A 25,810-nucleotide genomic window follows, 5' to 3' on the forward strand; every position below is an offset into this window, starting at 1 on the left:
CGCAGAGCACGGATTCCAGGCCCGGCGGCGGTGTCGCTGGTCCGGCCCCTGGATATCCCGAAGCCCCGCCGCCTTCGACATCCTTCCAGCAGCAGGCCCCCTAAAGCGAACTTCCGTTCGCTTTAGACTCATATCGCCTCATTCGCCGGCGGGCTCCGGTCGCATGTGCGACCGGGACCGCAGGCGCGGTCCAAAGCGGATTGCAATCCGCTTTAACAACTGGCCTTGCCGATGGCGGCGGTCAGGCGCTCGTAGCCGGCGCTGCTCAGATGCACCGGGTCCTTATAGAGCGGGCAGGCGCCCTCCGCCGGGCAGGCGTCACGCAACGGGGTGTTGGTGTCCACCACGCGCAGGCCGGGACCGGCGAGGGCGGCTAGCCGCTGATTCACCTCGGCGATGCGTTCGGCGAAGGCGGCGTTGCCGTCGCGCCGCGGTAGCAGGGTGAGCAGCGTGACGCAGGCGCCGGGCGCGGAACGCTTCACCTCCGCCGTGATCGTCCCGATGGTGCCGGCAATCTCCGCGGCGGAGCGGTTCGGCAGGTCGTTCGTCCCGACCAGGATCAGCGCGGACCTCAGCCCCATGCCCGGCCCGAAGGATTGCCGCACCCGCCACAGCAGGTTTCCCGCGGTGTCGCCCCCGGCCCCGAAATTCATCGGCTCCGCGTCGAACGGCCGGCGGGCAAGGTCGGGCGGCCAGCCGGCGATCAGGGAATCCCCCAGCAGCATCGCCTTCGGGTCTTGATGCCGCAGCGTCTCCATGCGCTTGGTCAGCCAGTCCGGATAGGGCGGCTGCGTGCGCGGCCCGACGGGCGTTTCGCCGTGCGCCGGGACGACCAGAAACGCCAGCAGTGCGGCGACCCCGGCCCATCCCGCTTTGATGATCCGACTCACGCCGCCTTTGCCGGAAGGGCGATGGCCGGGACCTGCTCCGGATGCAGTGCGGGCGGCGAGAGGTCCAGCACGGCGCGCTCCCCCTCGGCCAGCGGGCGCGCGGCGTTCACGATCAATTCGACGGTCAGCTGATCCTTCGTGGCGGGAGCGTCGAGCACGAGGTCTGTCGCCCGGCCGGGATGCACCTCGAACCGCTCCTCGGCCAGCGTCGCGCCGTCCTCCGCGGCGATGGAAACCGCGACGCGGAGCGGTACGGAGTCCCGCAGGGGGCAGCGCAGCGTGGCGCCGAGATGGAAGGGACCGGGCGCGTGCACCCCGGTCCAGCGCAGCGTGGTGCCGGGCTTGTCCGGATCGGGGCCGTGCAGGCGGAACAGACCCTCGTAAGGGCGGCACCAGCTGTTTCCGTTCAGCAGGCGGGCGGTTCCGGCGCGCAGGTCGCCCGTGATGGGCTTGTTCATGTCCTGATCGGGGCCGAAGGGGAAGCGGAGCTGCACCAGGGCGTCGGGGGTGCCGATGCGCAGGGCGGCGTGGCGCTGCGTCCAGTCGTGGCAGGGGAACAGGCGCAGTGCGCCCTGGACGATGGAGAACCACGCCGCGGCGTCGATGTCGTCCGCCTGATGATAGGGGGCGAAGCGGGTGACGTAGCCGCGCATCAGGCCGGGCCGCTGCCAATCCACGCGGCCGATGCGGGCGGGATCGTCCGATTCCTGCACCTCCAGCAGGGCGAAGTTCTCGTGGCCGGCCAAGGCGGCCAGCGCCTCGTACAGCCCGTCGACGGTGGCGGGGGCGATGCCGGGATTCGACTTCACGACGAAGATCACCCCGCCCATCGCGGCCCGCGCGGTGAACTTGGCCTGGAGATACTGGATCTTGCGCGTTTCCCGGCGGTGCAGGGCGCGCCGCGTCGCCTCGTCGTCGCGGAAGGCCAGCCGCCCGCCGGTCACGTCGGACTTCATGTCGCTGTGCCAGCCGATGCCATAGGCGGAATCCAGCACCATGCCGGTGCGCAGCGGCGACAGGTTCTCGAACCGGTACATGCCTTCGAAATTGGCGCGCAGCTTGGCCAGAAGCTGGTCGGGCTTCATGGAGACCCAGCGGAACAGGCTCCCCGCCTCGCAGGACAACCGGCGCAGGACGAAGCCGAATTCGCAGTTGTCGCCCAGACTCTCAAACCGCAGAAGGTCGTCCGCGCCGATGCCGATGGTCATGCTGCTGTCCCGTTTCGCTGCCAAGCCGTGGTTTCGGCAAGCCTAGCGCGAACCGGTCGGGCCGCGTCAACGGACGGTGGCGGCGGCGCCGAAATGATCACCGCGAATTCGAGGCAATTCAATCGGACTGTCCGGCCGTTCGGACTCTCCGGCCGTTCAGATCGTCCGGGTGACCTTGCGCAAATGGCGGGGCCGGTCGGGATCGAAGCCGCGCGCCACCGCCAACCGCGCCATGAAGGGGTAGAAGGCCTGGATCGCCGCGATGGGGTCCAGCACCGGGTGCAGCGGCGGCGGAAGAAGCAAAGGCGTGTCGGCCAGGGCAAGCGCCCGCTCCTCGGCGGAGGCGACCAGCAGATGGGCGCCGGCCTCTTTCAGTGCGCGGGCGGTGTCCAGCACGCCGTCCAGCGTCTCGTCCCGCACCGCCACCACCAGCACGGGGAAGCCCGGCTCCACCAGAGCCATCGGGCCGTGCATCACCTCCGCCGCGCTGAAGGGTTCGGCGTGGGCGGCGGCGGTCTCCTTGAACTTCAGCGCCATTTCCTGGGCGATGGGGTAGCTGCGGCCCCGCGCGACGATCAGCAGGCTGGACACGGCCTCCAAGACCGGCAGCGCCGCCGACCAGTCCGCAGCGCCGGCGCGTTCCAGCCAAAAGGGCAGCCGGGGAAGGGCGTCGAGAAGCGTTCGGTCATCCATCCAGACGGCGGTCAGCCGGGCGATGGCGGCGAGGCTGGCAACGAAGCTCTTGGTCGCGGCGACGCTCAACTCCGGCCCGGCGTGCAGCGGCAGGGGATGGGCGACACGCTCCGCCAGTGGCGCGTCCTCCGCGTTGACCAACGCCGCCGTCACGGCGCCGCCGGCCCGCGCCGCTTCCGCGACGCACAGCAGGTCGGGGCTCTGGCCCGATTGGGAGATGGCCAGGACAAAGGCGTCCTTGACCCGCAGATCGGCGCCGTAGGCGGTGACCACCGAGGGTGCCGCCGAGGCGGTGACCAACCCCAGCGCCGTCTCGAACAGGTAGCGAGCGTAGCCGGCGGCGTGGTCACTGCTGCCCCGCGCGATGGTCATCGCGAAGGGCGGCGGCACGGCCCGCAGCCGGTCGGCAAGGGCCGCCACCGCCGCGGTGTCGGAGTCGAGCAGGCGCCGTACCGCCGCCGGGGCGGTGACGGCCTCCTGCATCATCAGGGGAGCGCTGGTCATGGTTCGGCCTCCGTTCCAGGTCGATCATAACACGCTCTCCCCCGCGACCTCACGCCGGGCCGGTCGGCGCCTTCGCCAGGACGGCGGCGTCGCCGGGGTCCATTTCCTCCGCCGGAGCGGGCTCGGCCTGGGGCGGTTTCCAGTTGCGCAGCCGGTTCACCATCGCGCCGGCCTGGGTCTTCCAGCGGTCGGCGTGGATGCGCATCGATTCGCCGCTCTGGACCAACAGGCGGCTGGGCAGCGGGCCCGGCGTCTCGAAGGTGCCGATGTGAAGCGTCTCGACCGGATGCTTGCCGGCGAGACCGCGCTTGAACTGGTAGACGCCGGGGTTGGTCTGGGCGTTCACCCCGTGCAGGTCGTAGCGCAGCCCGCCGTTCGCCTTGATCCACAGCAGCGCCCGCCATTGCAGCAGATAGGCGGCGTTGACCCGCAGCCCGGCCTCCAGCGTCGCGGAATTCTGCATCTGCCCGGTGGTGCCGAACAGCGACACGACGACCCCGGCCACCGGCCGCCCCTCGTGCATGGCGAGGAAGGCGCGCATCTTCCGCCGCGGCGGCAGCGCCTCGTTGATGCGGGTGAAGGTGCGGCTGTCGTAGGCCTTGAAGCCCTTGCGGCGCTGCGTCTCGACGAAGATGTCGTCGATGGTCTCCAGCAGTTCGGCGTGGGAGCCTTCGACGACCTCGATCCCCATCCGCTCGGCCTTGTTCAACCCGCGCCGCCAGTGGTGCGACAGGTTGGAGCGCAGGCCCGCCTCGTCGGCGTTCAGGTCGGTGATGAAGGTGCGGTAGGGAGCCTTCTCCTCCCGGAACCGCATGCCCAGCGAGGCGAGGGCCGCCGTCACCGCCTCCCCGTCCGCCTGGGAGACATGGGGCAGCAGGCGCAGCAGCAGGCCGCGCCGATCCGTGTATTCCGCCTTCAGCGCGTGCAGCGCGGTCATCAGGGCGGCGTGGTCGGGCTCCTGGCCGCGCGGGTGCCACATCGGCCCCCACATGACCAGCGCCAGGCCGCCGATTCCCGGCACGCGGCGCAGCAGCACCTGCACCGCGGCCACCGGGCGCCCGTCGCGCCGCACGACGAGGTGGCTCAACTCCCGCCCGGCGTGGGCGATGCGGCCATAATCCCAGGTCTGGAAGATGTTGGCGTCGTCGAAGCCATCGAGAATGGCGTACCAGCCGCTGCGGTCGACCCGGTCGATCTCGATGGAGGACGCGGGGCACAGGACATCGCCACCAAGCGCGTCGGTGTACATTCAGGTTTCTCCCCTGGAATTCACGGCGATCATTTTTTGTGGAAGCGTTTGGTAACGGTCAGATGATTGGTCACACGGTTCCGCCGGAGCGGTAGAAGGTGCTGAAGGCGGGGCGGGCCGAGAAGGCGGCCTGCGGGATGTCGAGCAGACGGCGCAGCCGGTCGCGCACCGCCGGTTCCAGAACCGCGGCGACCAGCAGGGCCACGGCGATGGACAGGGCGCCGCCCGTCACCGCCCCGGCCATGGAGGAGGCACCGGCCTGCATCGCCAGCGTCTTGGCCGAGCCGCCGATCACCTCGTGCAGCAGATAAAGCGGGTAGGTGGCGAGCCCGACCACGCGCAGCAGGGCCAGCAGGGACGGCGGCAGGGTGGCGATCTCCGCCCGCCAGCGCGCCGAGGCGACGATGGCGAGAAGCGACGCGCCCCAGATCAGCAGCGGGTTCATCCACAGATCGGCGAGGTTCAGCGGGACGGGCGAGCGCTCCACGAACTCCACCGACCGGGCGGTGATCTCCAGCGGGGCGGCGATCAGGGCCAGCAGGGCGCCGGCCATGCCTGTCCGGGTCAGCTTGCCGCGCGACCACAGCCACAGGAAGATGCCCAGCGCGAAGAACACGCCGTGGCGCAGCAGCGTCATGTTCAGCATGCCGTACTCGAACTCCAGGAACGGCAGGTTGACGACGCCGAAGACGTGCAGGCTGTAGACGCCGAGATAGGCCAAGCTGGCGGCGGTCAGCGCCAGGGCGAACTGCGGCAGCCGGTGGAAATGCCCGCTGAACAGCAGCAGGAACACCGCGCCGTAGAAGGCGATCTCGACCGGCAGCGTCCAATAGGCCGACGCGATGTAGGGGCCGGCCGGTGCCAGCGCGAAGGAGGCGATGAAGCGCCGCGCCAGATCCGGGTCGGGACCGGGCATGAGCACAAGGGCGACGAGGCACAGGATGGAACAGACCCAGGCCGCCGGATAGAGGCGCAGCAGGCGCGACCGGATGAAGGCGATCGGGGTGGCGTTGTTGGCCGAATTGGCGATGACGAAGCCCGACACCACGAAGAAGACCTGCACCCCGGCCCAGCCGGACCACATGACGTCGGCAACCGCCGGGTCGCGCCAGGTCAGGTGAAAGCCGGTGACCAGCAAAGCCGCGGCGAACCGCACCATGTCGATCCCGTAGACGTAATCGGCCCCGGACCTGTGGCGGGCAGGATCGCCCCCCGGCAGAGTGTGCTTTATCGGCGTTTCAGGCACGATTCCTCCCTTCCTGCATGGGATGTACCCACGTGCAGGTTCTCGACGTCTGTTGATTCCGGAAGACGAGCGCGGTGCGGCCTCAGGACGCAACTTGCGTGCTGCCGGGGAGCATACTCGCTGGTGGCCGCGGATACAGGGGCCCGAACGGATTCAACAGGAAATCTGCGGGAGTATACTGTTCAGATGACCGGCCGTTACCGAAGCCATGGCACAAAGGGGAGGTGTATGGCGCGAACGGTCCACCCGATCCCGGGTGTTTTACTTTGAAGGGATGCTCCGAAGAGCGAAAGGCACACGGCCCGTCCCCGGTCAGGCCGGGAACGGGCCGTGTGCTTGCCGGCTGGGCGGGTTGCCGCCGGTGCCTTGCTGCCAGCGCCTTACTGGTAGTTCAGGCCGCCGTTGATGTTCAGGGTCGAGCCGGTGACGTAGCCGGCGATCTCCGACGCGAGGTAGGACACCGCGCCGCCGATCTCGTCCGGACGGCCCAGGCGCTTCATCGGAACGCTGTCGGTGATCGCCTGGCGGATGTCCTCACGGATGGCCATGACCATGTCGGTGCCGATGTAGCCCGGCGCGATGGCGTTGACGGTGACGCCCTTGGTCGCCAGTTCGGCGGCCAGCGCCTTGGTGAAGCCGATCACGCCGGCCTTGGCGGCCGAGTAGTTGGTCTGGCCGGCCTGGCCCTTCACGCCATTCACCGAGGAGATGTTGATGATGCGGCCCCAGCCGCGCTCGGCCATCTTCGCCGACACCTGCTGGGTAACGTTGAACAGGCTGCTCAGGTTGGTGGCGATCACCGCATCCCACTGGGCCTTTTCCATCTTCGCGAAGAACTTGTCGCGGGTGATGCCGGCGTTGTTCACCAGAATGTCCACCGGACCCAGGTCGGCTTCGATCTTGGCGACCATCGCCTTGCAGCTTTCGAAGTCGGAAACGTCGCCTTCCGCCACGTAGAACTTGAAGCCGAGGGCTTCCTGCTGGCCCAGCCAGGCGGCGGCCGGCTCGAAGTTCGGCAGGCAGTTCGCCGCCACGATGTAGCCGTCCTTGGCCAGGGCCTGGCAGATGGCGGTGCCGAGACCGCCCATGGCACCGGTGACGAGCGCGATCTTCTGAGACATTACAATCGCTCCAGTAATAGAAACGGCCAGCTCCTGGTGAGGCAAGCCCGCTGGTGAACGGCAGAAGCAAAGGGGTTGCTTCTTGTTACGGATGCTGTCGCGTCGATGGTCCTTATGGAGGAGCCATCAACCGCGGCGGCAGGCATAACATAGAACAAGTCTGGCTCCGGGCCAATGCGCTGCAACATCGCAGATGTATGCGAGTGCGATTTTTCACAGGAATGTCAACAAGAAGTGAATTTTCAGGGCCTTACTGCACCGCACCAAGCGGATGGTTCATCGCATTCGGCTCAAATCCGTACAATTCGTTCGCCGGCCTTGAGCGCCAGCGGGAACAGCTTGGGCGCCACCGCCCCCAGAAACCAGGGTCGCAGCTTTGCCAGAGCGGCCGGTGCGGCCAGCAGGACGAGCGTCGCGCCGCTGTGCGCCCATTGGCCGGCGCTCATCCGTTCGAACCCGTTCCACAGCAGGACGGCGCCGCTGCACAGTCCGGCCACGGCGGTGACGGCCTCCCCCAGCGCTTGGAGCGCGTCGATTCCCCACAGCGGGTTTGCCGAGGTGACCCGCCCCACCAGACGGCGCAGTTGAGCGGTCAGGCGCGCTGCGGACGCGGCGTCGAACCCTCCGTTCTCGACCGCGGCCCGGGGCAGCGCGACCAGGACGTCGCCGTCGGGCTGGATCGACACTCGGACCGGAATGGTGCGCAAGCCGGCACCGTTGTCGGGTGACGGAGTGGCCGCCGGCACGCGGAGGCTGATCGTCCGCCCGCCCTGGGCAAAGAACTGGAGAGCCAGGGCAATGCCATGCCCGCGTCGCGGCATCAGGCCAGACTTGCCGTGCCGCAGCCGCCCGACCATCTCGGCCAGGGCGTCGCGTCGCCAGACGAAGCCGTGCGGGAGGTCGCTGAGGAAGCGCCGACGCAGCGGGCTACCCCGTGTCTCCCACCAGGGTGTTCACGGCTTTCCCGGCGAACCGTCCCAACGCATCGATCAGGAAGCTCCAATAACGGAAGGAGACGTCCACCGCGTCCTTGTGGACACCGATCACGACGTTGTTCCCGGCGTTGTCCCGGCCCTTCAGAAGGCGGGTGACCACGTCGCCGTCGATCTGGATCGTCGACTGCATGACCACCAGTTCGGTTCCCACGTCCCACGCCTTGCGGATGGTCACCACATCCGCCGTCTTCAGAGCCGGCATGCGGCGGATCTCCTCGTCCATGCCGCGCAGATAACTGACGGTGTCCAGCCCGCGCCGCCGCAGCACGTCGTTGATCTGATCGGAGTTGCGCTGGATGCGCATCAGGATCGGCGGGGCGTCCCGGTCGATCATCGCGGCCGCGGACACCACGTCGGCGCCGGCGCCGGGCTGCCGGGCGGCGTCCAGGGTGCGGTCGGTCATCTCGCGCAGCCAGCTCGCCACCTCGCGCAGGTCGTCGAAAACCTTCAGCGTGGTGCCGCGCGCGGGGTCGTTGCCCGGCAGGTCGCGGCTGAAGAAGAACGGGTCGTAGCGGTCGGGCTGGGCGGTGTCGGACGGCGGGGCGAAGGGCGCCAGTCCCCAATGGAACGTTTCCGACACCCGGCCGGCCCAGGGGGCAAGGGTCGCCGTCTCGCGGCTGCCGAAGCTGTCCAGTTGCTCGCACAGGAAGACATAATATTCCTGCGCCAGATCGATCAGCGCGTCCCCCGCCAGCGGCATCTTCTCCGCCGAGATGCCGGTTTTCAGCACGGTGTTGATTTCGAGCGCGAGAAGGTTGCGCGCCAGATCGACGAACTGGGACATCGGCCACCTTGGTGAGTTGGGGGGCTGAGTTGGGGGGCGCTGAGTTTGGGGGGAGCGGCGGAGAGAGGAAAAGGTTCCCCGCCGCTCCGGAGCCGGGTCAGCTCGGGCGGCCGGAGATCTGGACGGCCAGATCGCGGATCGCCTTCAGGTTGGTGCTGACGATGTCGCTGCTCTTGGTCACCTGGGCGAGATGGAACTCGGTCAGGCTGTGGTAGGCGGTGTTGGTCGCGAAATCCCGGCTGATCAGGTTCTCGATGTCGCCGGTGACCAGATTGACCTGGGTCTGGAACGCCTCGATGGTCGTGCCGGATTTGGGACGGCAGGTGAAGCCGACCTGGTTGGGGTCGTCCTGGACCACGTCGATGTCGGCGATCGCGGTCACCACCGTCAGCGTGACCAGCCGTTCCAGCTTGTCCGCGATGGTGTTCAGCAGGGAGTTCGCCTTACCCTGTTCGTTCTGAATGACGGCGGCGCCGCTCGGCGGGGGGGCGGACGGCGCCACCGGCGCCTGGGCGGGCACCAACTGGGCCGGCAATTGGATGGTGGGGGCGGCGGGTTCGGCGACGGCGGTATCGGACATGGCATCACCTTTTGGAGACGGATGGCGTAACATTGACCAAGCGTCACGCCAGAGTCGAGTTCCGTCTAATGACTGCCAGTGAAACGAAAGTGTGACGGAAAAATTCTATTTTCCTCCCCGCCGCCCCGCGCGCATCACTCGCGCAGAAGCGCGTCGATGGCGTCGCGCAACTCGCGCAGCTCCTGCCGCTGGTCCTCGGCCAGCGCATGGCCCGACGCGCGCAGGCTGTGGATCCTGTCCACATTGCTGCGCAGCGCCCGCAAAGCGGGCGCCGCGGACGGGGTGGCCGCCTTGCGCTCCTGCTTGGCGTTGCGGACGTCCTTGACGGTCAGGCCGTCGCCGGCCCGTGCCCAGAGCGCGAGCTGGATCGCCTCGTCGGGCAGTTCCGCCAGTTCCATGAGAAGGGAGACGGAGACGGCGGGACGGTCGGGAGCCTCCTCCAGAATGCGGGCGGGCAGGCGCAGGATGCCCAGCAGGCGGGCCACATACTCCTGCGACTTGCCGATCAGGACGGCGGCCTGCTCCTGCGTCAGCCCCTTGTCGCCGATCAGCTTGGCGAGCGTGAGGGCGAGGTCGATGGGGTGCAGGTCGACGCGCTGGGCGTTCTCGATCAGGGCCAGCGCCTGCACGTCGTCGGTGTCGATGACCAGCGCCGGAATGGTCTCCCGCTCCAGGGTGCGGAAGGCCCAGTAACGCCGTTCCCCGGCCACGATCTGGAAGCGGTCGGGGGCGATCTCCCGCACGTTGATCGGCTGCAGCAGCCCCCGCTCGCCGATGGAGGCGGCCAGCGCGGCGATGTCGGCCCCGCGGGCGTTGCGCCGCGGCTGGTCGGGGTTGGGCTCCACCTGCTCCAGCGGGATTTCGCGGTGGCGCATCTTGCCGGACAGGCCGAACAGGGCGGCGTTGCTGCCCCCGCCGCTGCCGGTGCGGCTGAGCGCCCGCTTGAACAAGCCGGCATTGGAGGTGTCGAGCTTACGCGCCATGGCGCATCTCCTCCCCGGCGAGAGCCAGCAGGGCGTCGGCGATCTCGCGGTAGCTCTCCGCGCCCGCGGAGTTCGGGTTGTAGGCAAGGCCGGGGCGCCCGGCCATCACGCTCTTGGAATAGTCGGCGGCCCGCTTGACCGGAGAGAAGAGGTGGAGTTGCTCCGCCGCGGCAAGCTCGCGCAATTCCTTCATCACCGTCTCGTCCTGAAGGCGGCGCGGGCTGTACATGGTCGGCAGAATGCCGAGGATCTGCAGGCGCGGGTTCACCAGCTCGCGCACACCGGCGATGGTCTCGAACAGCTGCGGGATGCCCATCATGGACAGCATCTCCGTCTGGGTCGGAATCAGCAGCTGGTCGGCGGCGTTCAGCACCGAGACGGTCAGCTCGCCCAGATGCGGCGGGCAGTCCAGCACCACGAAGTCGTACTGGCCGGCAAGCTGCGCGATCTTGGCGCGCAGGATCAGCGTGCCGTTGGGCTGGCGCAGCAGCTCCCGGTCGGTTGCCGCCAGCGAGATGGAGGAGGGCAGCAGGTCGAAGGCGCCGTCGCAGACCGGGGTCATGAACTCCCGCATCGGGCGGCTGGCCTTCAGCGCGTGGGTCAGGGTCCCCTTGGCCAGCTCCCGCTCGTGCGGGTCGACGCCCAGATGCACGGTGGCGTTGGCCTGCGGGTCGCAATCGATCAGCAGCACGCGCCGCCCCGACTGGGCAAGCAGCCACGCGACGTTGACACAGGTGGTCGTCTTGGCGACCCCGCCCTTCTGGTTGGCGGCGCAGAACACCACCGGGGCCGCCCGCACCGCGGCGGCGGCGGGGATGCCCACCGGCTCCGTCGCGGTCTTCAGGGCGCCCGCGACGATCTGCGGAATCCGCTCCGCCCCGGTTTCCCAGCGGGAGATCTTGGCGCGGTCGTAGCGCCGGTTCAGCCGTTCGTTCAGCCAGCCGACCAGAGCCTGCTGGTTCATGCCGCGCTGTTCGCGGTAGCGGCGCAGCTCCTCGCCGCTCATCTCGTGGGCCACGGGGGCATCCCTTATTTGGGGTGATCGCGCGGGCACCATGAGTCATGTTGATGGTGGTGTCAACATCCGTGCCGCACATGTGATGACAATCCGAAGCGGAGACGGAAGTGTGGTCCGGTGTGGAACAAGGAGGGCGCGCTGCGGCTTTCCTGTGGTGCGAAAGGCCGCTATGGTCGCGGCCGAAAATCCTGCGCCAGGAATCGTGAGGGAGACCCAATGGACGCCGACTCCATCCGCGCCGCCTACCGGCGCTACGCGCGCTTCTACGACCCCGTGTTCGGGAACCTGCTGGCGTCGGGCCGGCACGCCGCCGTGAAGTGGATCAACCGGCGGGGCGGCCTGCGCGTTCTGGAGGTGGGCGTGGGCACGGGCATCTCCCTGTCAGACTACCGCAAGGACAACCGGGTGGTCGGCATCGACCTGTCCTCCGAGATGCTGCGCGTCGCCCAGGACCGGGTGGACCGCGAGCGGCTGGAGAATGTGGAAGGGCTGCTGGAGATGGACGCCGGCAAGCTCGCCTTCGCCGACGGCAGCTTCGACCTCGTGGTCGCCATGTATGTGATGACGGTGGTTCCCGACCCGCAGGGCACGATGAACGAGCTGGAGCGCGTCTGCCGTCCCGGCGGCGACATCCTGATCGTCAACCACTTCGCCGCCGACAAGCCGGGCATCCGCCGCTCGGTCGAGAACTGGATGGCGCCCTTCTCCAAGAAGCTGGGCTGGCGGCCCGACTTCACGCTGGACACGCTGATGTCAGGCTCCCGCCTGAAGGTCGAGGAGTTGCAGACCGTTCCGCCCTTCGGCCTGTTCAGCCTGCTGCACTGCCGCCGCGAGGCCGCCACCCCCGCCTGATGCGGGACACCCGCGCAGGGAACTCGACCGCGGCCATTGGAGTTTCCCTTCCGGACCTGGATCGACCGGGAATGGAAGGAGCCCCATGGCGCGGCGATGGGCGCGGCAGTGCGCGTTGCTCTTGGCGGGGATGCTGACGGCCGTCTCGGCGCTGCCCGCCGCCGGGGCGACGGTGACGCTGGCCTGCAGCGGGCTCGGCATCAGCTTCGATCTGTGCCGCGACGGCGCGCAGGAATGGGCGCGGCGCAGCGGCAACGAGGTCCGCTTCGTCTCCCCGCCCAAGGGGGCGAGCGAGCAGTTGGCGCTCTACCAGCAACTCCTTGCCGCCGGATCGCCGGACATCGACGTGTTTCAGATCGACGTGGTCTGGCCGGGCATCCTCGGCAACTACTTCATCGACCTGAAGGACCGCGCCGGGCCGGACACCGTCGGCCGACATCTTCCAGCGATGATCGAGGCCGCGACGGTGAAGGGCCGGCTGGTCGCGATGCCCTGGTTCGCCGACGCCGGAGTCCTCTATGCCCGCAAGGATCTGCTGGAGGCCCACGGGCGCCCGGTGCCGCAGACCTGGGAGGAGCTTCAGGACACCGCCGCCCTGATCCAGCGGGCGGAGCGCGCCGCTGGGCGTGACCGGATGTGGGGTTATGTCTGGCAGGGCCGCGCCTATGAGGGGCTGACTGTCAACGCGCTGGAGTGGATCGCCAGCCGCAACGGCGGCACCATCGTCGCCCCCGACGGCGCCATCACCATCGACAACCCGCAGGCCGCCGAGGCGCTGGCCATGGCCCGTGGCTGGGTCGGCTCGATCAGTCCGCCCGGAGTCCTCAATTACATGGAGGAGGAGGCGCGTGGCGTCTTCCAGTCCGGCAACGCCGTTTTCATGCGCAACTGGCCCTACGCCTGGACGCTGGTCAACGCGGCGGACAGTGCGGTCGGCGGCAAGGTCGCCGTGGTGCCGCTGCCCAAGGGCGGACCGGAGGGGCGCCACACGTCCACGCTGGGCGGGCAGTTGCTGGCGGTCAGCAAATTCTCCGCCCATGCGGACGAGGCCGCGGACTTGGCGCTGTATCTGACCGGCCTGGCCGAGCAGAAGCGCCGGGCCATCCACGGCGCCTCCAACCCGACCATCCCGGCGCTCTACGAGGACGCGGAGGTGGTGGCCGCCAACCCCTTCTTCGCGGCGCTGGCCGAGTCCATCGCCAACGCGGTCAACCGCCCGGCCCAGGCGACGGGCATGCGCTACAACCAAGTGTCGGCGGAGTTCTACGCCAACGTCCACGAGGTGCTGTCCGGACGGCAGGACGCCAAGGCGATGCTGTCCGACCTCAAGGAGGCTCTGGTCCGTATCAGCCGGGGAGGGCGCTGGTGAGTGACCCCCGGGCCCCCAGTCTGATGCGCCAAAGGCGCCGGGCGGCGTGGCTGTTCCTGCTGCCGATGCTGATTGTGCTGGCGGGGGTGGCCGGCTGGCCGCTGTTCCGCACCGTCTTCTTCTCCTTCACCGACGCGACGCTCGCCACGCTGGAAGGCTTCCAGGGGGTGGGGTTGGACAATTACCTGTGGCTGATGCGCGACCCTGTCTGGTGGCGGGCGGTGTGGAACACGCTGGTCTTCACCGTCGTCTCGGTGGGGATCGAGACGGCCTTGGGGCTGGGAATCGCGCTGATCCTGAACGCGCATCTGCCGGGGCGCGGTCTGCTGCGCGCCGCCGTCCTGATCCCCTGGGCGATCCCAACCGTGGTGTCGGCCCAGATGTGGGGCTGGATGTTCCATGATCTCTACGGCGTGGTGAACGCAATCCTGATGGGACTGGGGCTGATCGCCGAACCGAGGGCCTGGACCGCCGACCCCGATCTGGCGCTGCCAGTGGTGATCGCGGTCGATGTCTGGAAGTCCACGCCTTTCATGGCGCTGCTGATCCTGGCCGCCCTGCAGATGCTGCCCCGCGACCTTTACGAGGCGGCGCGGGTGGACGGGGTGCATCCGGTGAAGGTGTTCGTCCGCATCACCCTGCCGTTGATCCGCCCGGCGCTGATGGTGGCGGTGCTGTTCCGCACGCTGGACGCGCTGCGCGTGTTCGACCTGATGTATGTGCTGACCGGCAACAGCCGCTCCACCATGTCGATGTCGGTCTATGCCCGGCAATATCTGATCGACTTCCAGGACGTGGGCTACGGCTCCGCCGCGGCGACCCTGCTCGTCCTGGTGCTGGCGGTGGCGACGGTATTGGCGGTGACGCTCGGTCGCGTCCGCGTCGATGCGGGGAGGTGAGGGGATGGACCCGAAACGCATGATCGGCCGCATAGCCTTCGGCCTGCTGGTCCTGGGAATCGTCGCCTGGGCGGTGTTTCCCTTCGCCTGGGCCATCGTCACCTCGCTGAAGGCGGGCAGCGCGCTGTTTACGGTGGAGGCATGGCCGTCGCAGCCCTCGTTGGCGAACTACGCAGCGATCTTCAAGGAGCAGCCCTTCGGGCGGAACATCCTGAACTCCCTGCTGGCCGCCTCGGCGGTGGTGGCGCTGTCGCTGGGGCTGGCGGTGCTGGCCGCCTACGCGCTGGGGCGGGTGCGCTTCCGCGGGCGGGGTCTGCTGCTGTTCGTGGTGCTGGGCGTGTCGATGTTCCCGCAGGTCGCCGTTCTGTCGGGCCTGTTCGAGCTGGTGCGCTGGCTCGGCCTCTACAACCGGATCGGGTCGCTGGTGCTGTCCTACCTGATCTTCACGCTGCCCTTCACCGTCTGGGTGCTGACCACCTTCATGCGCGAGCTGCCGAAGGAGCTGGAGGAGGCCGCCATGGTGGACGGCGCCGGCCCCTTCGTGATCGTGACGCGGGTGTTCCTGCCGCTGATGGGGCCGGCGCTGGCGGCGACCGGGCTGCTCGCCTTCATCGCCGCCTGGAACGAGTTCCTGTTCGCCCTGACCTTCACCCTGACCGACGACGCGCGCACCGTGCCGGTGGCGATCGCGCTGATGTCGGGAGCCAGCCAGTACGAGCTGCCCTGGGGTCAGATCATGGCGGCGTCGGTGGTGGTGACGGTGCCGTTGATCGGGCTGGTGCTGCTGTTCCAGCGGCGGATCGTCTCCGGCCTGACCGCCGGCGCTGTGAAGGGGTAGAACGATGGCGGGTGTCACGCTGCGCGGGGTGCGCAAGAGCTTCGGGCGGATCGAGGTCATCCACGGCGTCGATCTGGAGGTCGCGGACGGCGAGTTCGTCGCCTTCGTCGGGCCGTCCGGCTGTGGCAAGTCCACCCTGCTGCGCCTGATCGCCGGGCTGGAGGAGCCGAGCGGCGGGGACCTGTCCATCGGCGGGCAGCGGGTGAATGACCGGCCGCCGGCGGCGCGCGGCATCGCCATGGTCTTCCAGTCCTACGCGCTCTACCCCCACATGACGGCCTACGACAACATGGCCTTCGGCCTGACGCTGTCGCGGACCGACAAGGGGACCATCGCGGAGCGGGTGCGCGCCGCCGCGCGTCTGCTGCAGATCGAGGATCTGCTCGACCGCAAGCCGCGCGACCTGTCCGGTGGGCAGCGTCAGCGCGTCGCCATCGGGCGGGCCATCGTGCGCGAGCCGCAGGTCTTCCTGTTCGACGAGCCGCTGTCCAACCTCGACGCCGGCCTGCGCGTGCAGATGCGCCTGGAGATCGCCAAGCTGAAGGCGGACCTGCGCGCCACCATGATCTACGTGACCCACGATCAGGTGGAGGCGATGACCCTGGCCGACCGCATCGTCGTGCTGAACGCCGGGCGGGTGGAGCAGGCCGGCACGCCGCTGGAACTGTACCACCGCCCGCGCAACCGCTTCGTCGCCGGCTTCATCGGCTCGCCGGCCATGAACTTCCTGGATGTGGTCTCGGAGGGGCTGACGGACGGGTCGGTGCGGGTGTGGCTGCCCGGCGGGGTGCCTCTGGACATTGCTGTGGATGGCGCCGCGCCGGCGGCGGGCACGCCGCTGACCCTGGGTGTGCGCCCGGAGCATGTCGGTTTGGCCGATGGCGGGGCCGGGCTGCTCGCCACCATCCTGGCGGTGGAGCGGCTGGGCGGCGAGACCCATTGCCATGCCGCTCTGGAGGACGGGCAGCGGCTCCTGGTCCGCCTCGACGGCGACCGGCCGGTGGCGGCGGGCGAGCGCTTGCGCTTGAACCTGCGGGGCGAAACCGCGCATCTCTTCGGTCCTGACGGGCAGAGGCTCTGAGCGCAGGGGGTGGAGTGCGCTGCTTCGCTTTCAAATGAACTTGCCGGCGAAGCGGCGGTCCGCTTGAATGCCGCCATGGACATCATGACTCCCCGGCAGACCGACATCCTGGCGCTCGCCCGCACGCAGGGGCGCGTGCTGGTCGACGATCTTGCCGCCCGCTTCAACGTCACGCCCCAGACCATCCGCAAGGACCTGAACGAGCTGTGCGACCGCCGCCTGCTCCAGCGGGTGCATGGGGGGGCCGTCGCCGGATCGGGGGTCGAGAATCTCGGCTACGAGGCGCGGCGGCTGATCGCCCAGGACGAGAAGCGCGCCATCGGCCGCCGCGCCGCGGAGCTGGTGCCCGACAGCTCCTCCCTCTTCATCAACATCGGCACGACGACGGAGGAGGTGGCCCGCGCCCTCCAAGGGCGCAGCGGGCTGGTGGTCATCACCAACAACATCAACGTCGCCAACCTGCTGCGCCCCGAGCCGCACATCGAGGTGATCGTGGCCGGCGGCGTGGTGCGGCGGTCGGACGGCGGCATCGTCGGCGAGGCCGCCATCGACTTCTTCAACCAGTTCATGGCCGATTTCGCGGTGATCGGCGCCTCGGCGATCGACGAGAGCGGAGCGCTGCTCGACTTCGACTACCGTGAGGTGCGGGTGTCGCAGGCGATCATGGCGAACGCCCGCCACGTCATCCTGGTCGCCGACCGCGGCAAGCTGGAGCGCACCGCCCCGGTGCGCATCGGCCACATCTCGCAGGTCCACACCTTCGTCACCGACGTCCTGCCCTCCGACCGGCTGGCCCGCATCTGCCGGGAGTCCGGCGTGCGGGTCGAGGAGCTGTTCCCCGACCGCGCGACGGAGCCGGAACCCCAGGACTGACCCCTACACCAGCCAGACCCAGGCGGTGACGACGAGGAGCAGCGACGCCGTAGAGGCGACGCCGATGGGCAGCGCCAGCCGGTAGATCGCGGATTCCGCCTTGGTCAGCCCCAGGAGGCTGGAGGCCAGAACGATTCGGCCCGGCGTCAGCAGGGTGCAGACGCTGCCGGCCACCACCTGGATGGCGGCGGCGGCGATCAGCGGCAGGCCGCTGCCCGACGCCAGATTGACCTGGATGTGCATCATCAGGGCGTTCGACGCGGTGTTGGAGCCGGTCAGCATCCCCGTCGCCGCCCCCAGCACCGGCACGGCCAGCACGGCGGCGGAACCCGCCACCGCCTGCCACGCCTGCCCGAAGGCCGTGGCCCCGCCGGAGGCGGCCATGAAGGCGGCCAGTTCCACGAAGACCAGGGTCGCCGCCATCGGCACCAGCGCGGCGCGCAGGGCGGGGACCGCCACGTGCAGGGCACGCCCGCGCGGCAGGCTCGCGAGCATGACCAGGGCAATGGCGACCAGCCATGTCGAGGGGTGGCGCAGCAGGGGCATCGGCGCCAGCCCGCCGAACGGGTCGAGCACCAGCGAGTCCGCCGTCCAGCCCGACAGCGGCGGCACCAGCCGGGTCGCCATCAGCCCGCCGACCAGAACCACGTAGGGCCACAGCAGGGCCAGCAGCCGCGACAGGCCGGCGGCGTCGCGCGGCAGCCGCCGCGCCTCCACCGCCAGCAGAAGCACCGCGGTCGCCAGCCCGCCGCCCAACTCCGGCGCCACGAAGCAGTTGGTCAGCCAGAGCAGCCCGGCCAGCGCCAGCATCAGGGCTACGTCCCTAGCCCGGTCGATCGGGCTGGAGGTCAGCCCGGCGCCGTGGATCAGTCGCCAGAACACCAGCAGCAAGCTGGGCAGCACGACCACCATCAGCGCCGCGCTGGCCGTCCCCAGCTCGGTGAAGGAGACGCCGATCAGCTCCGCCCCGACCCGCGTGCCGACGCCCAGCGCACCCCAGGGGGCGAGCATCTGGCTGAACAGGCCCAGCGCCGCGGCGTGGGCCGGCGGCAGGTTCAGCGGGCGCAGCATGGCGAGCGCCACCACTAGCCCGACGCCGAACCCGGTCACCGATTCGGCGAAGGGACCGGCGAGCAGGCAGGCGACGAAGACGGCGCGGCGGCGCTCGGCCGGTGTCTTGGCCTCGACCTGCGCCTCGGCCTTGACGGCGCGGGCCTCGAAGGCGCGGTGGAACAGCAGGCCCGCCGCGATGATCGACATGGCGTGCCACGCCAGCCACGCCCCCTCGCCGGCCTTCAGCGCCACGGCGGGGAGCAGGCCGGGCAGTTGGGCCAGCCAATCCGAAGCGGTGGCGCCGCTCGGCTGCGCCACCATCAGGGCCGCCATGAGCACCCCGGCGGCCAGCGCCATGCCCGCGGTCCCGGCGGTCAGCATGCTGACACGCCGCGACACGAGCAGGGCGACGGTGGCGGCGAGCGGCAGGAGATGGAGAGTCAGGGGCATGATCGACACAGGGGACCGTGGAAGAAGCGTGCTGATATACTAATATCGACACGCTTCGGCCAGCCTCATCGGTCTTTGCGCGGCTGCCCCGCGCGCCGGCCCCGCCCCCTGACGGTTCAGGCGCCCTTGGCGCCGCGCAGCAGGGCGATTTCCGACAGAAGGTCGTCGATGGCGGCCAGCGCGAAGTCCAGCGCGGCCTGGTCGGTCAGCCGGCCGTCCTTGATCTTCTCGTGCACCATGCCGATGACCACCTGCGGGCGGGCGATCACCCGGCCCATCATGCCGGACAGCGTCTCGCGCATCTCGTGCTGGGCGCGCACACCGCCGGTGAAGGCGGGGGAGGCGGTCATGATGAGGATCGGCTTGCCCCGCACCGGCGACTTCATGGCCGGGCGCGACGCCCAGTCCAGCGCGTTCTTCAGCACGCCCGACATGCCGTAATTGTATTCCGGGGAGATGATGACCAGCCCGTCGGCCGCGGCGATGGCGTCGCGCAGGGCGGTAGCCGGGGCGGGGGTGTTCTCCGCGTCCAGGTCGGGATCGTAGGGCGGAATGTCGTTCAGGGGAAACAGCGCCATCTCCGCCTTGTTGCCCGCCTTGTTGCCCAGTGAGCCGGCGAGCGTGTTCAGCACCGCGGTGCAGTGGGAGTGGCGGCGGATGCTGCCGGAAAGACCGAGAAGGCGGACGGGCTTGGCGGTGTCGGTCATCGTGGCTGTCCTGTTGCGGTTTGAGAGGGATGTCCGTTCCAACGGTGCGCGTGGAGGATGGTGCCGCCCCCGCCATCGCTCCGCAACCCGGAGGAACCGATGGCCGGCGCCGATCTTGAATCGGGGCGGACTCCGTAGAATCCACAATAGGGGCGAAGCGCCTCGAAAACGTTTAAAATACAAGGCAAATCGCCGATTTTCTCAACGCCAGCAGTGACCTAGCGGATGGACGGCTCCCTGAACGCCTCTGACTTAGGTCGGGTAGGGTGCGACAATATGGGGGTGATTTTCTGGCCTTAATACAGTAGAAATAAAACTTAAGTAGTGTTTTATGCGTGTTCTCCGCGACGGGGTGCTGGCTTATGCGCGATAATGGACCGGTTACGAACCGCGAAATCGAAATGACCGACGATATGCTGCTTGTGTCGCGAACCGACACCCGCGGCAAAATTACGTTCGTCAATAAAGCATTCGTTGATATTAGCGGTTTCTCAGAAACGGAATTAATCGGCGCCCCCCACAACGTTGTCCGTCATCCGGACATGCCCCCGGCGGCCTTCGCCAACCTGTGGGAAACCATCAAGGATGGCCGGCCGTGGGAAGGTCTGGTCAAGAACCGCTCAAAAAACGGTGACCATTACTGGGTGAAGGCAAACGTCACCCCGATCACCGAGAAGGGCGTGGTGACGGAGTACATCTCGATCCGCACCAAGCCGACCCGCGAGGCGGTGGCGGAGGCCGAGCGCATCTACGCCGAGATCCGCGCCGGGCGCGGCCAGCAGTACGGGTTGCTGGACGGCCAGATCGTCCGCCGCGGCTTCGGGGTCTGGCTGGGCAATCTGGCGTCCAGCATTGCCGGACGGATCGTGGCGACCACCGGCCTGCTGCTGCTGACCGTCATGGTCCTCGGCTGGCTGAGCCTGACCGGCAGCGACAGCGTTGAGGTCTTCGCCGGGCTGATGCTGTTCGGCCTGTTGGTGGCCGGCGTCGGCACGCTCAGCGTTCTGGGCACGGTCCGGCGCCCGCTCGGGCTGGTCGAAACCCATCTCGACGCCATCGCCCGCGGCGACCTGATGACCAACGTCCCCAGCTCCGGCGTGGCGGAGTTCGCCCGCATCCGGTCGCAGATCCGCGCCGTCAAGGCGAAGCTGAGCTACTCCATCCAGGAGCGCGCGGAACGTCAGCGCCAAGCGGAGGAGGAGCGCATCACCGCCCTCCAGGCCATGGCCGAGACGGTGGAGCGCGAGGCCAGCCACGCGGTGGAGCAGGTCGCCCTGCGCACTGGCGGCATGGCCCAAGACGCCGATGCCATGGCGACCTCCGCCGAGCGGGTCAGCATCAACGCCCAGAACGTCGCCGCGGCGGCGGAGGAGGCGCTGGCCAATGCCCAGACCGTGGCGGCGGCGACGGAGGAGCTGGCGGCCTCGATCCGCGAAATCTCCGCCCAGATCGCCCATTCCAGCGCGGTTACCCGCCGCGCCGTAGAGAACGGCCAGCGCACCCAGGGCACCATCCAGTCGCTGTCCGAGGCGGTCGGCCGCATCGACGAGGTGGTCAAGCTGATCACCGACATCGCCAGCCAGACCAACCTTTTGGCGCTGAACGCGACCATCGAGGCGGCGCGTGCGGGCGAGGCCGGCAAGGGCTTCGCGGTGGTGGCGCAGGAGGTGAAGAACCTCGCCAACCAGACCGCCCGCTCCACCGAGGAGATCACCCGCCTGATCGCGGAAATCCAGGGGGTGACCAGCACCGCCGTGGGTGCGGTGGCGGAGATTGGCGACACCATCGGCGAGATCGACCAGATATCCAGCGCCATCGCCGCGGCGATGGAGGAGCAGGCCGCCGCCACCCAGGAAATCAGCCGCAACGTGGTGGAGACCTCCAACGCCGCGCAGGAGGTGTCGGTGCGCATCGCCGCCGTCTCCAGCGACGCCGACCAGACCGGTTCCCAGGCCTCGGGCGTGCGGGCCGGCTCGGACGAGGTGGCGACGAGCATCGACGAGCTGCGCCGCGTGCTGGTGCGCGTCGTCCGCACCTCCACCAGCGACGCCGACCGCCGCCGCAGCCCGCGCTACCGGGTCAACGAGGCCTGCGGCGTCGTGGTCCATGGGCGCGACCAGTCCGGCACGCTGACCGACCTGTCGAACGGCGGCGCCATGCTGAGTGGGATCGCCGGTCTCGGCGTGGGCGACCGTGGCACCCTGCGGCTCGACCGCTTCGGCCTGACCGTCGCCTTCGAGGTGCGGGCCATCGACAAGACGGCGATCCATGTCCGCTTCGCCGAAAGCGACGTGGCCCTACCGCGCTTCCGCGATGCGTTCGGCCAGTTGACGCGCGGCCTTCAGCCGGTGGCGACGGCGGCGGCCTGACGAAGGGCGGCCCATCCTGAAAAAGCAACGGCCCGGCGTTCTGCACGCCGGGCCGTCGTCGTTTCGGGCTTTCCCCCGTCAGCCCTGTGGCTTGTCCACGCGGTAGCGGAAGTCGCAATGGCTGGCGCCCTGCATGATGGTCTGCGTCCGCTCCATCTTGATCGACGGGTCGTAGCCCGTGCAGAAGGCGGCGTCGCGGTTGCAGGACAGCAGGTGTCCGATGTGACCCAGCCCCATCTCCCGGTACATCTCGGCGTAGCGGCAGCGGGTGACGTTGTAGTCGAACCGCGTCTCGTCCTGGTGCAGCACCTCCAGCCGCAGCGCGTCGTCCTTGGTCCACAGCGGCTGCAGGTCGGCGAAGCTTTTCAGGCTGGTGCCGTTCGGCTCGGTCGCGGCGAAGGCCGCGGCGGATTCCACGGCGGCGCGGGTGATGGCGGCGCCCAGGATGTCCTGCGCCACCGCCTCGCCCAGCCGGGCGGCCATCTCCTCATAGACCGGCTTCAGGATCGCCGCCTCGATCCCGCGGCGCTCCAGCATGCCCATCGCGGGCTTGGCCGCGGGCGTGTCGGTCGGTTCGGTCATCGGTGTCTCCGTCTCAAGAAGCCGTCAATGCGCATGCCCGCCGAGATAGGCTTCGGCGATGCGGGGATCGTCGCGGAGCTGGGCGGCCGGTCCGGCCAGCACGATGCGCCCGTCCTCCATCACCGCCGCGTGGTCGGCGACCCGCAGGGCGGCGCGGGCGTTCTGCTCGACCAGCAGGATCGACACGCCCTCCGCCCGGATGCGCTGCACCAGATCGAAGATTTGGGCGACCACCATCGGGGCCAGCCCCAGCGACGGTTCGTCGAGCAGAAGCAGGGCGGGGCGGCGCATCAGGGCGCGGGCGATGCACAGCATCTGCTGCTCGCCGCCCGACAGCGACCCGGCGTTCTGGCGCAGGCGTTCGCGCAGGACCGGAAACATGTCGAGCATCCGGTCGAGTTCGCCCAGCCCGATGTCGCCACCGCCGAGCACCAGATTCTCCCGCACGCTCATGTTGGAGAAGATCTGGCGGCCTTCCGGCGCCTGCGACAGGCCGAGCTTGACGATGCGGTGGGCGGGCAGGTTGGCGATGGGCTCGCCGCGGAAGGCGATGCCGCCCCGGCTCGCCCGGTAGACACCCGAGATGGCCCGCATCAGCGTCGTCTTGCCGACGCCGTTGGAGCCCAGCACGGCGACGATGGCGCCCTGCGCCACGGTCAGGTCGATGCCGTGCAGGATCTCCTGCGGCCCCATGGTGACGTGCAGGTTCTCGATCGTGAGGATCGGGCCGTTGGATTGCGGCTGGCTCATGCGTCCACCCCCAGATAGGCTTCCAAGACCGCCGGATCGCGGCGGATGGCGTCGGGCGGGCCGTCGGCGATCTTGCGGCCGGAGGCGAGCACCAGGATGCGCTGGCAGATGCTCATGACCAGGGTCATGTCGTGTTCCACCAGCATGATGGTCAGGCCGGTGCCGTGCAGCCGCTTGATGAAGTCGGCCAACGCTCGGGTCTCGGTGTCGTTCAGGCCGGCGGCGGGCTCGTCGAGGATCAGGAAGCGCGGCTGCATCGCCAGCGCGCGGGCGATCTCCAGATATTTGCGCTGGCCGTAGGGCAGGTTGGCCGCCAGTTCGCCCGCCACATGGGTCAGGCCGACGGCCTCCAGCGCCTCCCAGGTGCGGCGGCTGATCTCGGCGGAGCGGGCGCCGCCCCCGGCGAGGGAGCCGAACAGCGCGCCCAGCGCCCCCTGCGGCAGCGCGCCCACCGCGCCCACCGACACGTTGTCGAAGACCGACATGTTCGGGAAGACGCGCAGGTTCTGGAAGGTGCGACTGATGCCCAGCCGGGCCACCTGGTTGGTCTTCAGCCCGCTGATGGTCCTGCCGTCGAAGGCGACGGTGCCCGACGACAGCGGCGTGAAGCCGGAGATCAGGTTAAACAGGGTGGTCTTGCCGGCGCCGTTGGGACCGATCAGCCCGACCAGCTCGCCCTCGTCCACATGGCCGGTCACGTCGTTCACCGCCAGCACGCCGCCGAAGCGGCGGCTGACGTTGCGGATGTCGAGAAGATGGGTCATCGCCAGCCGATCCCTTCGCCCTTCACGGTGTTGCGCCACGCCGCCCCCAGCTGGCGCCGCGCGAGCTGGAGCGCGGAGACCTCGCCCAGCAGGCCCTTGGGCAGCAGCAGGATCGACAGGAACATCACCAGACCGACCATGATGTTGCGGAAGTCGCCGAAGGCGCGCAGCCCCTCCGGCAGCAGGATCAGCAGAAGCGCGCCGATCACCGCGCCGGGCAGGCTGCCCAGGCCGCCCACCACCACCATCGCCAGGATCAGGATGGATTCGGAGAACTTGAAGTCGCCCGGCGAGATGTAGCCGGTCATGTGCGCCCACAGGCTGCCCGCCACCCCGGCGAAGAAGGCCGACAGGGTGAAGGCCTCCATCTTCAGGCGCGCCGTGCTGACGCCCATGGCGTCGGCGCACTGGTCGTCCTCGCGGATCGAGCGCAGGGCGTTGCCGTAATAGGAGTGGCTGAGCCGGCCGATCGCCAGGACGCACAGCGCCACCACCGTCGCCACCGTGTAGTAGGTGGCGAGCCGGCCCGACAGGCTGAAGCCGAACAGCTCCAGGCCCTTGGTGACGATGATGCCGTTGGGGCCCTTGGTGAACTCCACCCAGTTCAGCATGACCAGATAGAGCATCTGCCCGATGGCCAGCGTCGCCACGGCGAAATAGATGCTGACCAGCCGCATGGTCGGCAGCGCCACCAGGAAGGCGATCAGCGCCGCCACCAGACCGGACAGCGGCAGCGTCACCGTGAAGCCCAGCCCGAATTTGGTGGACAGCAGAGCGGCGGTGTAGGCGCCGACCCCGTAGAAGGCGGCGTGCCCGAGATGCAGCAGCCCGGCCACCCCGGTGACCAGATGCATGGAGGCGGACAGCAGGATGAAGATCAGCGCCAGATTGGCGATTTGGTAGAAATAGCCGCGGTCGAAGCCGGCCAGCACGGCCGGCAGCCCGACGAAGACCAGGAGGGCGAGCAGGAGCGGTATCAGCAACCCCCGCCCGCGCGGCGGCGCCGACAGGTCAGACACGTTCACGGCGCGCTCCGAACAGTCCGTTGGGGAAGAAGATCAGGGTCAGGATCAGGAAGCCGTAGGCCACCATGTCCGACCAGCCCGACGACACGAAGGTCGTCGCCATGCTCTCCGAGATGCCCAGGATCAGGGCGCAGATCACCGCGCCGGGGATCGAGGACAGCCCGCCCATCACCATGGCGACGAAGGCCTTGATGCCGGGCACGAAGCCCATGGCGGGGAAGATCGCCCCGTAATAGAGCCCGGTCAGGATGCCCGCCGCCGCCCCCATCATCGAGCCGACGACGAAGGTCATGATGATGGTGCGGTCGGTGTCGATGCCGACATACTTGGCGCCCAGCGGGTTGTTCGACACCGCCCGGATCGACAGGCCGATGCGGGTGCGGGTCAGCAGATACTGGAGACCGATCAGCATCGCGGCGGCCACGCCGAAGATGATGAAGTCGCCGGTCACCAGGATCACCGGCCCGATGCGCACCGGCGTGTTGATGAGATACTCGAACGGGACGGAGCGCATCTGCGACCCGAACACGATCTCCAGCGCCTCGCGCACCACGATGGACACGGCGAGCGAGGAGAGCAGGGTGGATTCGCGCATCGCCCGCGACTTCAGCGACGCCTCGTCGGTGAAGCGGCGGAAGGGTTTGAAGGCGATCCGCTCCAGCGAGAATCCGGCCATGGCGCCGATCGCCAGGGCGATGAAGATCACCGCGAAGATCGGCGGGGCCGTCGCGGAAATCAGCACCAGCCCGGCGAAGGCGCCCAGCGTGTAGACCTCGCCATGGGCGAAGTTGACGACGTTCAGCACGCCGAAGATCAGCGTGAAGCCGATCGCCATCAGCGCGTAGGTCATCCCCAGCGACAGCCCGATGGCGAGCTGCTGGAGGTAGTAAGGGTCGATCATGCGGGCCGTTCGCTGGAGATCGTTAG

25 protein-coding genes are annotated in these 25,810 nt (G+C 68.9%); 7 read left to right on the top strand and 18 right to left on the bottom strand.

Annotated elements, in window-relative coordinates:
- Positions 1 to 212: 212 nt before the first annotated feature.
- The 11 genes from Sp245p_RS29025 to Sp245p_RS29075 all read right to left on the bottom strand — a co-directional run bounded on the left by Sp245p_RS29025 (position 213) and on the right by Sp245p_RS29075 (position 11,271).
- Positions 213 to 890, bottom strand: coding sequence for an SGNH/GDSL hydrolase family protein (locus tag Sp245p_RS29025; protein WP_014242443.1), 678 nt, complete (start codon positions 888 to 890; stop codon positions 213 to 215).
- Positions 887 to 2,098: a hypothetical protein gene (locus Sp245p_RS29030; protein WP_014242444.1), complete on the bottom strand. Its 1,212-nt coding sequence runs from the start codon at positions 2,096 to 2,098 to the stop codon at positions 887 to 889. Before Sp245p_RS29030 ends, Sp245p_RS29025 begins: the two co-directional genes overlap by 4 nt.
- A gap of 156 nt (positions 2,099 to 2,254) precedes the next feature.
- On the bottom strand, positions 2,255 to 3,295 hold the full coding sequence (locus Sp245p_RS29035; protein ID WP_014242445.1) for an SIS domain-containing protein: 1,041 nt from the start codon (positions 3,293 to 3,295) through the stop codon (positions 2,255 to 2,257).
- 49 nt (positions 3,296 to 3,344) lie between these two features.
- The gene (locus Sp245p_RS29040) at positions 3,345 to 4,544 is read right to left on the bottom strand and encodes a lipid II:glycine glycyltransferase FemX (protein WP_014242446.1); all 1,200 of its coding nucleotides are present in this window, start codon (positions 4,542 to 4,544) and stop codon (positions 3,345 to 3,347) included.
- Between the two features lie 70 nt (positions 4,545 to 4,614).
- A complete protein-coding gene (locus tag Sp245p_RS29045; protein WP_014242447.1) occupies positions 4,615 to 5,790 on the bottom strand; it encodes an acyltransferase family protein in 1,176 nt (391 codons plus the stop codon).
- A gap of 380 nt (positions 5,791 to 6,170) precedes the next feature.
- Positions 6,171 to 6,911 (bottom strand): beta-ketoacyl-ACP reductase, encoded by a 741-nt coding sequence (phbB, locus tag Sp245p_RS29050; RefSeq protein WP_014242450.1) that lies wholly within the window; start codon positions 6,909 to 6,911, stop codon positions 6,171 to 6,173.
- Between the two features lie 290 nt (positions 6,912 to 7,201).
- Positions 7,202 to 7,732 (bottom strand): hypothetical protein, encoded by a 531-nt coding sequence (locus Sp245p_RS29055; RefSeq protein WP_129557253.1) that lies wholly within the window; start codon positions 7,730 to 7,732, stop codon positions 7,202 to 7,204.
- A gap of 106 nt (positions 7,733 to 7,838) precedes the next feature.
- Positions 7,839 to 8,690 carry a hypothetical protein gene (locus Sp245p_RS29060; protein WP_014242452.1) on the bottom strand — a complete coding sequence of 284 codons (852 nt, stop codon included), beginning with the start codon at positions 8,688 to 8,690 and terminating at the stop codon, positions 7,839 to 7,841.
- 97 nt (positions 8,691 to 8,787) lie between these two features.
- Positions 8,788 to 9,270 (bottom strand): hypothetical protein, encoded by a 483-nt coding sequence (locus Sp245p_RS29065; RefSeq protein WP_014242453.1) that lies wholly within the window; start codon positions 9,268 to 9,270, stop codon positions 8,788 to 8,790.
- Between the two features lie 134 nt (positions 9,271 to 9,404).
- Positions 9,405 to 10,253, bottom strand: coding sequence for a ParB/RepB/Spo0J family partition protein (locus Sp245p_RS29070; protein ID WP_014242455.1), 849 nt, complete (start codon positions 10,251 to 10,253; stop codon positions 9,405 to 9,407).
- Positions 10,243 to 11,271, bottom strand: a complete 1,029-nt coding sequence (locus tag Sp245p_RS29075) for an AAA family ATPase (RefSeq protein WP_014242456.1) — start codon at positions 11,269 to 11,271, stop codon at positions 10,243 to 10,245. Before Sp245p_RS29075 ends, Sp245p_RS29070 begins: the two co-directional genes overlap by 11 nt.
- Positions 11,272 to 11,487: 216 nt before the next feature.
- Here Sp245p_RS29075 and Sp245p_RS29080 point away from each other — a divergent pair, with 216 nt between their 5' ends.
- From Sp245p_RS29080 to Sp245p_RS29105, 6 genes are all read left to right on the top strand, one after another.
- A complete protein-coding gene (locus tag Sp245p_RS29080) occupies positions 11,488 to 12,123 on the top strand; it encodes a class I SAM-dependent methyltransferase (protein WP_014242457.1) in 636 nt (211 codons plus the stop codon).
- A gap of 85 nt (positions 12,124 to 12,208) precedes the next feature.
- Positions 12,209 to 13,492, top strand: a complete 1,284-nt coding sequence (locus tag Sp245p_RS29085; RefSeq protein WP_014242458.1) for an ABC transporter substrate-binding protein — start codon at positions 12,209 to 12,211, stop codon at positions 13,490 to 13,492.
- A 23-nt stretch (positions 13,493 to 13,515) separates the two neighbouring features.
- Positions 13,516 to 14,391, top strand: a complete 876-nt coding sequence (locus Sp245p_RS29090) for a carbohydrate ABC transporter permease (protein ID WP_014242459.1) — start codon at positions 13,516 to 13,518, stop codon at positions 14,389 to 14,391.
- A gap of 4 nt (positions 14,392 to 14,395) precedes the next feature.
- Complete coding sequence (locus Sp245p_RS29095; RefSeq protein ID WP_014242460.1) at positions 14,396 to 15,229, top strand: carbohydrate ABC transporter permease; 834 nt, start codon at positions 14,396 to 14,398, stop codon at positions 15,227 to 15,229.
- A 4-nt stretch (positions 15,230 to 15,233) separates the two neighbouring features.
- Complete coding sequence (locus tag Sp245p_RS29100) at positions 15,234 to 16,310, top strand: ABC transporter ATP-binding protein (protein ID WP_014242461.1); 1,077 nt, start codon at positions 15,234 to 15,236, stop codon at positions 16,308 to 16,310.
- A gap of 75 nt (positions 16,311 to 16,385) precedes the next feature.
- Entirely contained in the window at positions 16,386 to 17,183 is a 798-nt protein-coding gene (locus Sp245p_RS29105) for a DeoR/GlpR family DNA-binding transcription regulator (RefSeq protein WP_014242462.1), read from the top strand.
- 3 nt (positions 17,184 to 17,186) lie between these two features.
- On the opposite strand, the gene Sp245p_RS29110 is transcribed toward Sp245p_RS29105, so the two are convergent.
- Both Sp245p_RS29110 and Sp245p_RS29115 read right to left on the bottom strand, forming a co-directional pair.
- Positions 17,187 to 18,686, bottom strand: coding sequence for an L-lactate permease (locus Sp245p_RS29110; protein ID WP_109139207.1), 1,500 nt, complete (start codon positions 18,684 to 18,686; stop codon positions 17,187 to 17,189).
- A gap of 116 nt (positions 18,687 to 18,802) precedes the next feature.
- Positions 18,803 to 19,393, bottom strand: a complete 591-nt coding sequence (locus tag Sp245p_RS29115; protein WP_014242464.1) for an NADPH-dependent FMN reductase — start codon at positions 19,391 to 19,393, stop codon at positions 18,803 to 18,805.
- A gap of 413 nt (positions 19,394 to 19,806) precedes the next feature.
- On the opposite strand from Sp245p_RS29115, the gene Sp245p_RS29120 reads away from it, so the two are divergent.
- Positions 19,807 to 21,762, top strand: coding sequence for a methyl-accepting chemotaxis protein (locus Sp245p_RS29120; protein ID WP_244439521.1), 1,956 nt, complete (start codon positions 19,807 to 19,809; stop codon positions 21,760 to 21,762).
- A 78-nt stretch (positions 21,763 to 21,840) separates the two neighbouring features.
- On the opposite strand, the gene Sp245p_RS29125 is transcribed toward Sp245p_RS29120, so the two are convergent.
- The 5 genes from Sp245p_RS29125 to Sp245p_RS29145 are packed head-to-tail and all read right to left on the bottom strand — an operon-like array spanning position 21,841 to position 25,784.
- On the bottom strand, positions 21,841 to 22,344 hold the full coding sequence (locus Sp245p_RS29125; RefSeq protein WP_014242467.1) for an L-2-amino-thiazoline-4-carboxylic acid hydrolase: 504 nt from the start codon (positions 22,342 to 22,344) through the stop codon (positions 21,841 to 21,843).
- A 24-nt stretch (positions 22,345 to 22,368) separates the two neighbouring features.
- Positions 22,369 to 23,094 carry an ABC transporter ATP-binding protein gene (locus Sp245p_RS29130; RefSeq protein ID WP_014242468.1) on the bottom strand — a complete coding sequence of 242 codons (726 nt, stop codon included), beginning with the start codon at positions 23,092 to 23,094 and terminating at the stop codon, positions 22,369 to 22,371.
- Positions 23,091 to 23,858 (bottom strand): ABC transporter ATP-binding protein, encoded by a 768-nt coding sequence (locus Sp245p_RS29135; protein ID WP_014242469.1) that lies wholly within the window; start codon positions 23,856 to 23,858, stop codon positions 23,091 to 23,093. Before Sp245p_RS29135 ends, Sp245p_RS29130 begins: the two co-directional genes overlap by 4 nt.
- The gene (locus Sp245p_RS29140) at positions 23,855 to 24,883 is read right to left on the bottom strand and encodes a branched-chain amino acid ABC transporter permease (protein WP_211101740.1); all 1,029 of its coding nucleotides are present in this window, start codon (positions 24,881 to 24,883) and stop codon (positions 23,855 to 23,857) included. Before Sp245p_RS29140 ends, Sp245p_RS29135 begins: the two co-directional genes overlap by 4 nt.
- Complete coding sequence (locus Sp245p_RS29145) at positions 24,870 to 25,784, bottom strand: branched-chain amino acid ABC transporter permease (protein ID WP_040136279.1); 915 nt, start codon at positions 25,782 to 25,784, stop codon at positions 24,870 to 24,872. Before Sp245p_RS29145 ends, Sp245p_RS29140 begins: the two co-directional genes overlap by 14 nt.
- Between the last annotated feature and the right edge of the window lie 26 nt (positions 25,785 to 25,810).

It is taken from the genome of Azospirillum baldaniorum, assembly GCF_003119195.2.
Lineage (GTDB): Bacteria > Pseudomonadota > Alphaproteobacteria > Azospirillales > Azospirillaceae > Azospirillum > Azospirillum baldaniorum.

Bases quoted from the DNA above. Each gene is read 5' to 3' on its own strand.
- Sp245p_RS29030 (WP_014242444.1), bottom strand. From the start codon at position 2,098: ATGACCATCGGCATCGGCGCGGACGACCTTCTGCGGTTTGAGAGTCTG.
- Sp245p_RS29035 (WP_014242445.1), bottom strand. From the start codon at position 3,295: ATGACCAGCGCTCCCCTGATGATGCAGGAGGCCGTCACCGCCCCGGCG.
- Sp245p_RS29040 (WP_014242446.1), bottom strand. From the start codon at position 4,544: ATGTACACCGACGCGCTTGGTGGCGATGTCCTGTGCCCCGCGTCCTCC.
- phbB (WP_014242450.1), bottom strand. From the start codon at position 6,911: ATGTCTCAGAAGATCGCGCTCGTCACCGGTGCCATGGGCGGTCTCGGC.
- Sp245p_RS29055 (WP_129557253.1), bottom strand. From the start codon at position 7,732: ATGCCGCGACGCGGGCATGGCATTGCCCTGGCTCTCCAGTTCTTTGCC.
- Sp245p_RS29060 (WP_014242452.1), bottom strand. From the start codon at position 8,690: ATGTCCCAGTTCGTCGATCTGGCGCGCAACCTTCTCGCGCTCGAAATC.
- Sp245p_RS29065 (WP_014242453.1), bottom strand. From the start codon at position 9,270: ATGTCCGATACCGCCGTCGCCGAACCCGCCGCCCCCACCATCCAATTG.
- Sp245p_RS29070 (WP_014242455.1), bottom strand. From the start codon at position 10,253: ATGGCGCGTAAGCTCGACACCTCCAATGCCGGCTTGTTCAAGCGGGCG.
- Sp245p_RS29080 (WP_014242457.1), top strand. From the start codon at position 11,488: ATGGACGCCGACTCCATCCGCGCCGCCTACCGGCGCTACGCGCGCTTC.
- Sp245p_RS29085 (WP_014242458.1), top strand. From the start codon at position 12,209: ATGGCGCGGCGATGGGCGCGGCAGTGCGCGTTGCTCTTGGCGGGGATG.
- Sp245p_RS29090 (WP_014242459.1), top strand. From the start codon at position 13,516: ATGCGCCAAAGGCGCCGGGCGGCGTGGCTGTTCCTGCTGCCGATGCTG.
- Sp245p_RS29095 (WP_014242460.1), top strand. From the start codon at position 14,396: ATGGACCCGAAACGCATGATCGGCCGCATAGCCTTCGGCCTGCTGGTC.
- Sp245p_RS29100 (WP_014242461.1), top strand. From the start codon at position 15,234: ATGGCGGGTGTCACGCTGCGCGGGGTGCGCAAGAGCTTCGGGCGGATC.
- Sp245p_RS29105 (WP_014242462.1), top strand. From the start codon at position 16,386: ATGGACATCATGACTCCCCGGCAGACCGACATCCTGGCGCTCGCCCGC.
- Sp245p_RS29110 (WP_109139207.1), bottom strand. From the start codon at position 18,686: ATGCCCCTGACTCTCCATCTCCTGCCGCTCGCCGCCACCGTCGCCCTG.
- Sp245p_RS29115 (WP_014242464.1), bottom strand. From the start codon at position 19,393: ATGACCGACACCGCCAAGCCCGTCCGCCTTCTCGGTCTTTCCGGCAGC.
- Sp245p_RS29120 (WP_244439521.1), top strand. From the start codon at position 19,807: ATGCTGCTTGTGTCGCGAACCGACACCCGCGGCAAAATTACGTTCGTC.
- Sp245p_RS29125 (WP_014242467.1), bottom strand. From the start codon at position 22,344: ATGACCGAACCGACCGACACGCCCGCGGCCAAGCCCGCGATGGGCATG.
- Sp245p_RS29130 (WP_014242468.1), bottom strand. From the start codon at position 23,094: ATGAGCCAGCCGCAATCCAACGGCCCGATCCTCACGATCGAGAACCTG.
- Sp245p_RS29135 (WP_014242469.1), bottom strand. From the start codon at position 23,858: ATGACCCATCTTCTCGACATCCGCAACGTCAGCCGCCGCTTCGGCGGC.
- Sp245p_RS29145 (WP_040136279.1), bottom strand. From the start codon at position 25,784: ATGATCGACCCTTACTACCTCCAGCAGCTCGCCATCGGGCTGTCGCTG.